This is a genomic window from Terriglobia bacterium, from assembly GCA_020072815.1.
GTDB lineage: Bacteria > Acidobacteriota > Terriglobia > Terriglobales > Acidobacteriaceae > Angelobacter.
This window is the reverse complement of sequence record JAIQGE010000020.1, coordinates 75732-84239: the sequence shown is the minus strand read 5'-3', so window position 1 is coordinate 84239 and position 8508 is coordinate 75732. Positions and strand designations below refer to the sequence as shown.

The window sequence follows — 8508 nt, the reverse complement described above, 5'->3', positions numbered from 1 at the left end:
GACATAAAAGAAGCCCCGCATTTCTGCGGGGCTTTGGAGTAATACGGAGCGCTAGCTTAACTTATCCGCCGTAGGGCATGCCGCCGTGCTCGCCGCCGCCGGCCGGAGCTTTCTTGTCTTCCGGAACGTCGGAGACCAGAGCTTCGGTGGTCAGCATGAGAGCAGCGATGGAAGCCGCGTTCTGCAGGGCGGTGCGGGTCACCTTGGTAGGATCGATCACGCCGGCCTTAACCAGGTCCTCAAACTTGTCAGTCTGAGCGTTGTAACCATAGTTATTGTCTTTTGAGTCGCGAATCTTGCCCACAACGATTGCACCCTCTTCGCCGGAGTTGGCGACGATCTGGCGCAAAGGCTCTTCCAGGGCACGACGCACGATTTCCGCACCGGTTTCCTCATCGTCATTCTTGAACTTGAGGTCGGCCAGGGCAGCCGCGCAGCGCACCAGGGCCACGCCGCCGCCGGGGACAATGCCTTCTTCCACGGCTGCGCGCGTCGCGTGCATGGCGTCTTCCACGCGGGCTTTCTTTTCCTTCATTTCGGTTTCGGTGGCAGCGCCGACGCGAATCACGGCAACACCGCCCACCAGCTTGGCCAGGCGCTCTTGCAGCTTCTCGCGATCATAGTCGCTGGTAGCTTTTTCCATCTGGCCACGGATTTCTTTTACGCGGCCTTCAATCTCCGAACCCTTGCCTTTGCCTTCCACGATGGTGCAGTTGTCTTTGTCAATCGTGATTTTCTTGGCGCGACCCATGTCGGTGATCTGGATGCCTTCCAGCTTCAGGCCCAGGTCTTCGGTGATGGCTTTGCCGCCGGTCAGGGTGGCGATGTCCTGCAGCATGGCTTTGCGGCGGTCGCCGAAGCCCGGCGCTTTCACCGCGCAAACCTGGATGGTGCCACGCAGCTTGTTCACCACCAGGGTAGCCAGCGCTTCACCGTCAATGTCTTCGGCGATGATCAACAGCGGGCGTCCCTGCTTGGCTACCTGTTCCAGAATGGGAAGCAGGTCTTTCATGGTGCTGATTTTCTTTTCGTTGATGAGGATGAGCGCGTCGTCCAGAACGGCTTCCATGCGCTCCGGGTCGGTGACAAAGTAGGGCGAGAGGTAGCCGCGGTCAAACTGCATGCCTTCCACCACGTCCAGGCTGGTTTCCATGGTGCGGGCTTCTTCCACGGTGATCACGCCGTCTTTGCCGACTTTCTTCATGGCTTCAGCAATGATGCGGCCAATCGTTTCATCGTTGTTGGCGGAGATGGTGCCCACCTGGGCAATCATGTCGCCGCTGACCGGCTTGGAGAGCGTGTCCAGAAAGCCCTTGGTGCGCTCGCCGTTCTTGTCCAGCGTGCCGCAGATGGTGGCCACAGCGCGTTCAATGCCGCGCTTTAGGGCCATGGGGTTGGCGCCGGCGGCCACGGTCTTCACGCCGTCACGATAAATGGCCTGGGCCAGAACGGTGGCAGTGGTGGTGCCGTCGCCGGCCACGTCGCTGGTCTTACTGGCGACTTCCCGCACCATCTGCGCGCCCATGTTCTCCAGGCTGTCTCCCAGTTCAATTTCCTTGGCCACGGTCACGCCGTCTTTGGTGATGACCGGTGAGCCGAACTTCTTGTTGATGACCACGTTGCGGCCACGAGGGCCCAGGGTCACTTTCACGGCATCCGCCAGAACGTTTACGCCGCGCAGGATCGCCTGCCGCGACTCTTCACCGTGCACAATTACTTTAGGCATTGCAGATTTCTCCTCTATCGAATCTTGTGCGCATTACGCGCTTGGTTTGTAATTTGATGGTTCTTTGTCGGCGAAGCCCTTAGCCTTTGGCCTTTAGCCACTAGCCTGTAGCTTTTGGCGAACCCGGCTAACGGCTAAGTGCTAAGTGCTGCCGCACTTACCGCCGTCCGGCAGTTGCTTTTTCCTTCTCTGCGGGCTTGGCTGAGCCGCTGAGAATGCCGAAGATTTCCTCTTCCTTCAGGATCAGGAAGTCTTCGTGGTCAATCTTGATTTCAGATCCGGCATACTTGCCGAACAGAACGCGGTCGCCTTCTTTCACCGACATGGGAACGTGCTGGCCTTTGTCGTACCGTCCGGTTCCAACGGCCACTACAACGCCCTCCTGCGGTTTTTCCTTGGCGGTGTCAGGGATGATGATTCCTCCGCGCACCGTTTCCGTTTCAGTCATCCGGCGCACGAGAACGCGTTCACCCAGTGGAGTGAGCTTTGCCATGTGAACTTGCTCCTTTCAAATTTGTCTTTAAGAGTTTAATTTACTAGGACTTGCGTGGATAAATCGATGGGTTGCTAGCACTCATGTCCATCGAGTGCTAATTATAAGCAGAACACTTGAGGCTTGTCAACCGGGCGGCTGTTTGCAAATATGAGCGCAAGTGACTCAAGTGTCACAAAAAGCTCACTTTACGGTCAAAACAACATTTTTTTGTTCCACCGATGAGCGCGTAAGCCGGCTCATCGTCGAGCAGAGTAGTGACGACGCTGTGGAAGGAGGCCTTTTTACTTTCAGTGCCGCGCAGCAGCTGTGTTTTCAGCCGCGCGCCATTCCTTATCTAACAGGGCGACCAGGCGCTGCTTCCATACGCTCGACCATAGCTTGCGCGTGTTCAGATACTCCTCCATGAACGCCACGGGATCGCGAGTCGAGGAAATGCCTGGCGCAGCCTGGGGGTTGCCTCGGTCAATTTTGCATTCGATCAGGCAGGGGCCGTGGCCCTGGCGGGCTCGCCGCACGCATTCCTGGGCGACGCGATAGACGGCCACTAGATCGTGGCCGTCCACGGTGATCCCGGGGAGTCCGAGGGAGTTCGCCTGGTCGCGCAACACGGGCGACTCGGGCGAAGTACAGATCGTGAACACGATGGGCAAACGATGTGCGCTCGCAAAACCCACGGGTTGGTGCCAGAAGCCGGGCAGCGTGGCGTCATCCTCCACCAGTGCTAGAGCGACGGCTAGTCTGTTCTGCAGCTTGAATGACAGGGCGGCGGAGGCTCCGACGCTGAACTGTGCGGCCGATGAAAGGCTGGGCAGAGGCAGCCCGTATGCATTGGGCGAAGCTGGCTCTTTTCGGGCGGAGTGCGCAGCCGTGCGGTGCAGATGCGCCAGGATCTCCGTGAGCGGTGCGCCTTGAACGTGGCTGGCCAGGAACATGCTGCGCGATGGCGCAATGAAATCTCCGGAATGAAGGTGCATGGCCGTTCCCACGATGGCTGCTTCCTGGCCGGGAGCGGAAACGGAATCGCCGGCCAGCCGCCGGAGTTTCTCTCCAACCAGACGGCATTTGAGGACCATGGCGTAGAGCGCTTTGAGCTTTTCCGCATCCAGCACTGGAGTGTTGCTGTCCGGCGCAGAAGGCTGCCGCAGCTTGGGCTTGGCGGCCTTTGCGCGAGATGGTTGCGATCGCCGTCGCCGCGGGTCAGTGTGTTTACGCCCCATTGGGCTGGCCCCTTCTTTTCGTGTCAAAGCGTCAAAGTTCGTGAAACAAAATCCGCGAAGGAAAGTTGCGTAGCAAAACGTCTCGCAGAATCAGGCGTCCAGTGTACCGCAAGCGCGCATTTCGCCTGTCGCAGCGGAACTAGAAGTCCCTAACACGTCATTCGGCCGAGAATGCGCCGACGAAGATGAACCACATTTCAGTTCGACTTGGCAAGAAGGCAACTTCGCTTCCAATCGCGGGCCGCGTTTTCAACCGCGCGGTGAATAACAGTGTGGAAAAGATCACCGTTAGCTGCGGAATATCGCGCAAAGCTGCGTGTTCTAACGCTTTGCACTGAGCGAGGTGCGAATGTGAATAGATGATGAAAACTTTTTTGCCCCAACGAGCGGGGGCGTGGCGGACGACGAGTTGAATTGGCTACGAGTTTGATGAAACCATATGGACAGCAATGCGCAACGGAGGCGGCGATGGCGGCCAAGTTCACGAGCAAAGTTCCCTGGCGGCAGAAGCTGGAGCGGGAACAAGAGCCCAAGATCATCAAGATCCCAGCGCGCATGGCGGCGAAACTGGGAAAGGGGACCATGGTCATCCCCAAGCCGCTGGACGTGGATGGACTGATTCGTCGCGTGCCAAAAGGCAAGCTGGTTACAGTGCTGCAATTGCGGGAAGAGCTTGCGAGAAAGAGCAAGGTGGACGTGGCGTGTCCACTGACCACCGGGATTTTTGTGCGCATTGTTGCGGAAGCCGCGGCCGAAGAGCAGCGAGCCGGGAAGAAAGCGGTTGCTCCGTATTGGCGCGTGCTGAGCAGTGAAGGACGGCTGAACCCGAAATTTCCAGGCGGAATTCCGCTGCAAAGGCGCAAACTGGCGGAAGAAGGGCACAGCGTCAGCAAAATCCAGGGCAAGAAGTCTCCGGCGGTGCAAGACTTCGAAAAACGTCTGGTGCGATTCGCGGGCAAATGACAACATCCTCAACAAGTCCCCTCCCATGAAAATCCGCATTGACAAGCTGCTGGTGGACCGCGGCATGGCGCAGTCGCGCGAGCGGGCGCAGGCGCTGGTCCTTGCCGGACGCGTGCTGGTGAACGGCCAGAAAGTTGCCAAGGCCGGCGCGGGCGTGGAAGCGGAATGTGAAATACGCCTGTTGGGCGCGGACATGAAGTACGTTTCGCGCGGCGGACTCAAACTGGAAGCGGCGCTCCAACATTGGAACATTGATCTTGCCGGGCGCACCTGTATGGACGTGGGCGCTTCCACCGGCGGTTTTACCGACTGCATGCTGCAACACGGTGCGGCGGAAGTGGTTGCCGTGGACACCGGGTACGGGCAGATCTCGCTCCGCTTGCGTTCTGATCCGCGCGTGAAGCTGCTGGAAAAGACCAATGCGCGCTACTTGACCCCAGAGATGCTGCGGGAGGCGGGCGCGAAGGCGCCGGTAAGCTTCATGGCCATAGATGTGTCATTCATCTCTGTTACACTCATCCTCCCGGCGGTGTTGGCGTCAGCATTTGCGGAGAAAAGCGCCGGGCGTCGCGAGTTGGTGGTGCTGGTGAAGCCGCAGTTCGAAGTGGGCAAGGACCGCGTGGGAAAAGGCGGCATTGTCCGCGACGAAGATGCCCGGCAGGACTCGGTGAAAAAAGTCCGGCGCGCGGTGGAGGAGTTGGGCGGCCGCAATATCGAAGTGATTGACTCGCCGATACTGGGCATGGAAGGGAACCAAGAGTTTCTGTTGCACGCAGATTTCTCGCAAGAATCCAAAAAATGAAACGCGCTTCGCTCATCTCGAAGGAAGGCAAGCCGGAACTGGAGAAGGCGGTCCGGGAAGTCACCGGCTGGCTGCGAAAGCATGGATACTCGGTCACCGTGGACGAGATCGCGCACCGCTTCTGCCCGGATTGCGAGATTGTGGAGCGTGACCATCTGGAAGACGCCAAACCGGACTTTGTAGTGGTGCTGGGCGGCGACGGAACCTTGCTTTCCACCGCGCGCAGCGTGGCCCGCTCCGGGATTCCCATTCTCGGCGTGAACCTGGGGTCGCTGGGGTTTCTCACGGAGATCAAGCAGGATGAAATTTCCTCAGCCCTGGCCGCCGTGGACGCTGGTAAATACGAACTGAGTCTGCGCGCCCTGCTGCACTGCCAGGTACAGCGCGGCGGGAAGTTTGTGGCCGCCTATGACGCGCTCAATGACGTGGTGCTGAACCAGAGCGCGGTGGCCCGCATCACGGACTTTGACGTGCGCGTGGACGGCATCTTTGTCTCCAACTACAAGGCCGACGGGCTGATTATCGCCACGCCCACCGGTTCCACGGCGTATTCGCTGGCCGCGGGCGGGCCCATCCTGGTGCCGGACGTTCCGGGTTTTGTGATTACTCCGGTGGCTTCCCACGCTCTCACCAACCGGCCGCTGGTAGTGCAGGACACAGCGGTGATTGAAGTCACGGTGGCGGTCACGCGCGAACACGCATTTCTCACCGTGGACGGACAACAGGGCATACCGCTGGAAGAAGGCGACGTGATTCGCTGCAGCAAATCAGAATTTACCGTGAAGCTCTTCAAATTCCCCGAACGGTCATTCTTCAACGTGCTGCGAACCAAACTCAAATGGGGCGAAAGGTAATCTGCCGACGAAGGAATAAGATCTATGGCAGAGACTGACAGAGTATTTTCCGGCTCAATACCCGCCATCTACGATCGCTACTTGCGGCCGTTGATCTTTGAGCCTTATGCGGCCGACCTTGCTGCACGTCTGTCGGACCTAAAATCTGGAAACGTTCTGGAGATCGCGGCCGGCACGGGCGTGCTGACCCGCGCCCTTGGTCGGTTACTTCCCCATGCGGTCGCCATCGTCGCCACCGATTTGAACCAGCCCATGCTCGATTTTGCCGCGGCACAGCCGGACGCTGCGCGGGCCACATGGCGGCAAGCCGACGCGCTTAAACTGCCGTTCGCCGGCGGCAGTTTTGACGTGGTGGCTTGCCAGTTCGGCGCGATGTTCTTTCCGGACAAAGTGGCCGGCTACGCGGAAGCGCTCAGAGTACTGAACCCTGGCGGCCGGCTGGCCTTCAATGTTTGGGACCGCATCGAAGAGAATGAAATCACGCAAGCGGTGGCGGAAGGCGTGGCAGCGATCTTTCCCAATGACCCCCCGCAATTCGCGACACGCACGCCGCACGGCTACTACGACACGGACCGGATTCGGGAGGAGCTGCGAGCGGCCGGGTTCTCAAAGGTAGCGCTGGATACGGTACAGCTCAGGAGCCGGGCGCCTTCATGCTACGATCCGGCAATTGGATTCTGCCAGGGGACTCCGTTGCGCAATGAAATCGAGGCGCGTGGCGCCAGCCTAGCCGAAGCTACGGAATCCGCGGCTGCCGTTGTCCGGACGCGCTTTGGCCCCGGCCCAATTGACGGGAAGATGCAAGCACACGTGATCATTGCTACGCAATAACTTCTTACCGGTCTTTACCTTCACTTTGGAGACCAGCAACGTAGCCGGCCTTGGAGCGGATCGTCAGGCCCTTGCGGCCCACAATGACATTGATCTTGCGGAATCCGCCCTGGCTCTGCGGCGTGGTGGACGCATAGCTGACGCGGTACTGGCTGCGAATTTCCTGCGCTATCTTCTGCGCCACCCTGTCCAGGTCTTTGGTGTTCTTGATGAAATAGGCGCTACCCCCGGTCTGGGCTGCGAGCAAATCCAGGTCTCTTTGTGCGCGCCGGGCGTTGGGATCATCAAAGATGATTCCAACGGTGTAAACGGCCGGGCCATTCACATTCTGCAAATCAGCGATCGCCTGCTGCAAAGACTGACGGCTTTCATTGTCTGCGCCGTCGGTTACCACCACCAAAACCCGTTTTTGATATTTCGCCTTCGCCAGGTGATCAGCTGAAGCGATGATTGTGTCGAAGAGCGCTGTGCCGCCGCGGGCGTCCACGCGGGCCAGCGCTTGGCGAACCTGCGTGATGTCCGAGGTGAAGTCCACGTCGAGGAAAGGTTCGTCATTGAAATTCACGACGAAAATTTCGTCCTGGGGATTGCCGGCTTCCACCAGGCGCAACAGGCCGTTCATCACCGGCAGTCGCTTCTGCCGCATGGACCCGGAATTGTCCACCAGGATACCCATGGACACTGGGAAGTCTTCGCGACGCACGGAGATGATCTTCTGCGGCTGGCCGTCTTCGCGGACGGTGAAATCCTCCGCCTTTAGATCGACAACAGGCTTGTCTTTGGAGTCGGTTACGGTGACGGCAAGAACCACGGCGCCGGCGTCGGTTACCGGCGGGTTCTGCGCCGGCCAGAGGAAACTTGCGGCCAGGAAACAGGCGAGACCCACTACGGCACTAGTCGCATGGCGCATGACGATCCTTTTGTTGAACTGACGAAAGATTCAAGCGAATTCAATCGCGGACTATTTTGAGCCAAGAAGTGAGTTTGCGGGACCAAGAAGAAGGGAAGCGCAAAAATTAAGAAGCCCCGAGTTTTGTTGTTGACCCATTCACCTCAACCAGCGGATCGCTATAGACCCTTGCCGACCTGCGTTCTCTGCCTGTTTCTTGCGAAACTCACAAAGTGCGATCTTTAATCAGCTTGCGCTGAAGCTTGGGCTCCGGGCTCACCACCAACCGGGTAAATCGGTCAACACCTCGGGGCTTCTATTTTGGCCTTCGAGCATCTCCTGTTCTCCTCAACCAGCAGTTTGCTGAATAGAACCTCACCGGCCTTCCATAACTTGCAAGCTTTCGCTTGTGTCATAGTGACCTTGCTTGGTTCCCGGACTCGCCGCCAACTGGGAAAACGCTGAGATGTCAAAGAACGAGTGTGAATTTACGCTTCCCTAGAAGTAAGTCAATGGATTTTGCGCGACTATAATTTGCCTGAAATCAATAGGATGCGGACCGTCCACAAGGGCCTGCCAAGAAAATGTGCAAGGGTTACAGAAGTGTAGTAGCCACGCGATGAGAATGCAGTTTTAGCGAAATTTAAGAATGTGTAAATATTGGGCAAAAGCAGTATTCATGCGGTCTTTATGATTGCAAACAAAACTGGTTGCGGCGCCCAGAGCTAGC

The 8508-nt window shown here is 58.2% G+C and carries 8 protein-coding genes; 4 read left to right on the top strand and 4 right to left on the bottom strand.

Annotated features, from left to right (window positions below):
* Nucleotides 1-61: 61 nt before the first annotated feature.
* The 3 genes from groL to LAO20_20630 form a co-directional block, all read right to left on the bottom strand.
* Nucleotides 62-1726: a chaperonin GroEL gene (groL, locus tag LAO20_20640; protein ID MBZ5533844.1), complete on the bottom strand. Its 1665-nt coding sequence runs from the start codon at nt 1724-1726 to the stop codon at nt 62-64.
* Between the two features lie 157 nt (nt 1727-1883).
* Complete coding sequence (locus LAO20_20635; GenBank protein ID MBZ5533843.1) at nt 1884-2219, bottom strand: co-chaperone GroES; 336 nt, start codon at nt 2217-2219, stop codon at nt 1884-1886.
* 290 nt (nt 2220-2509) lie between these two features.
* Complete coding sequence (locus LAO20_20630) at nt 2510-3439, bottom strand: hypothetical protein (GenBank protein MBZ5533842.1); 930 nt, start codon at nt 3437-3439, stop codon at nt 2510-2512.
* 468 nt (nt 3440-3907) lie between these two features.
* On the opposite strand from LAO20_20630, the gene LAO20_20625 reads away from it, so the two are divergent.
* From LAO20_20625 to LAO20_20610, 4 genes are read left to right on the top strand one after another with little or no spacing between them, the layout of a single operon-like run.
* On the top strand, nt 3908-4402 hold the full coding sequence (locus LAO20_20625; GenBank protein MBZ5533841.1) for an MGMT family protein: 495 nt from the start codon (nt 3908-3910) through the stop codon (nt 4400-4402).
* A 25-nt stretch (nt 4403-4427) separates the two neighbouring features.
* Complete coding sequence (locus tag LAO20_20620; GenBank protein ID MBZ5533840.1) at nt 4428-5204, top strand: TlyA family RNA methyltransferase; 777 nt, start codon at nt 4428-4430, stop codon at nt 5202-5204.
* Nucleotides 5201-6058, top strand: a complete 858-nt coding sequence (locus LAO20_20615) for an NAD(+)/NADH kinase (protein MBZ5533839.1) — start codon at nt 5201-5203, stop codon at nt 6056-6058. Before LAO20_20620 ends, LAO20_20615 begins: the two co-directional genes overlap by 4 nt.
* Before the next feature lie 24 nt (nt 6059-6082).
* Nucleotides 6083-6889, top strand: coding sequence for a class I SAM-dependent methyltransferase (locus LAO20_20610; GenBank protein ID MBZ5533838.1), 807 nt, complete (start codon nt 6083-6085; stop codon nt 6887-6889).
* Nucleotides 6890-6893: 4 nt separating this feature from the next.
* Here the strand turns inward: LAO20_20610 and LAO20_20605 are convergent, their stop codons facing one another.
* Nucleotides 6894-7799 carry a VWA domain-containing protein gene (locus LAO20_20605; protein ID MBZ5533837.1) on the bottom strand — a complete coding sequence of 302 codons (906 nt, stop codon included), beginning with the start codon at nt 7797-7799 and terminating at the stop codon, nt 6894-6896.
* Nucleotides 7800-8508: the final 709 nt, after the last annotated feature.

Excerpts from the sequence above, each read along its gene's own strand:
- groL (MBZ5533844.1), bottom strand. The coding sequence starts at position 1,726 with ATGCCTAAAGTAATTGTGCACGGTGAAGAGTCGCGGCAGGCGATCCTG.
- LAO20_20615 (MBZ5533839.1), top strand. The coding sequence starts at position 5,201 with ATGAAACGCGCTTCGCTCATCTCGAAGGAAGGCAAGCCGGAACTGGAG.
- LAO20_20625 (MBZ5533841.1), top strand. The coding sequence starts at position 3,908 with ATGGCGGCCAAGTTCACGAGCAAAGTTCCCTGGCGGCAGAAGCTGGAG.
- LAO20_20605 (MBZ5533837.1), bottom strand. The coding sequence starts at position 7,799 with ATGCGCCATGCGACTAGTGCCGTAGTGGGTCTCGCCTGTTTCCTGGCC.
- LAO20_20630 (MBZ5533842.1), bottom strand. The coding sequence starts at position 3,439 with ATGGGGCGTAAACACACTGACCCGCGGCGACGGCGATCGCAACCATCT.
- LAO20_20620 (MBZ5533840.1), top strand. The coding sequence starts at position 4,428 with ATGAAAATCCGCATTGACAAGCTGCTGGTGGACCGCGGCATGGCGCAG.
- LAO20_20635 (MBZ5533843.1), bottom strand. The coding sequence starts at position 2,219 with ATGGCAAAGCTCACTCCACTGGGTGAACGCGTTCTCGTGCGCCGGATG.
- LAO20_20610 (MBZ5533838.1), top strand. The coding sequence starts at position 6,083 with ATGGCAGAGACTGACAGAGTATTTTCCGGCTCAATACCCGCCATCTAC.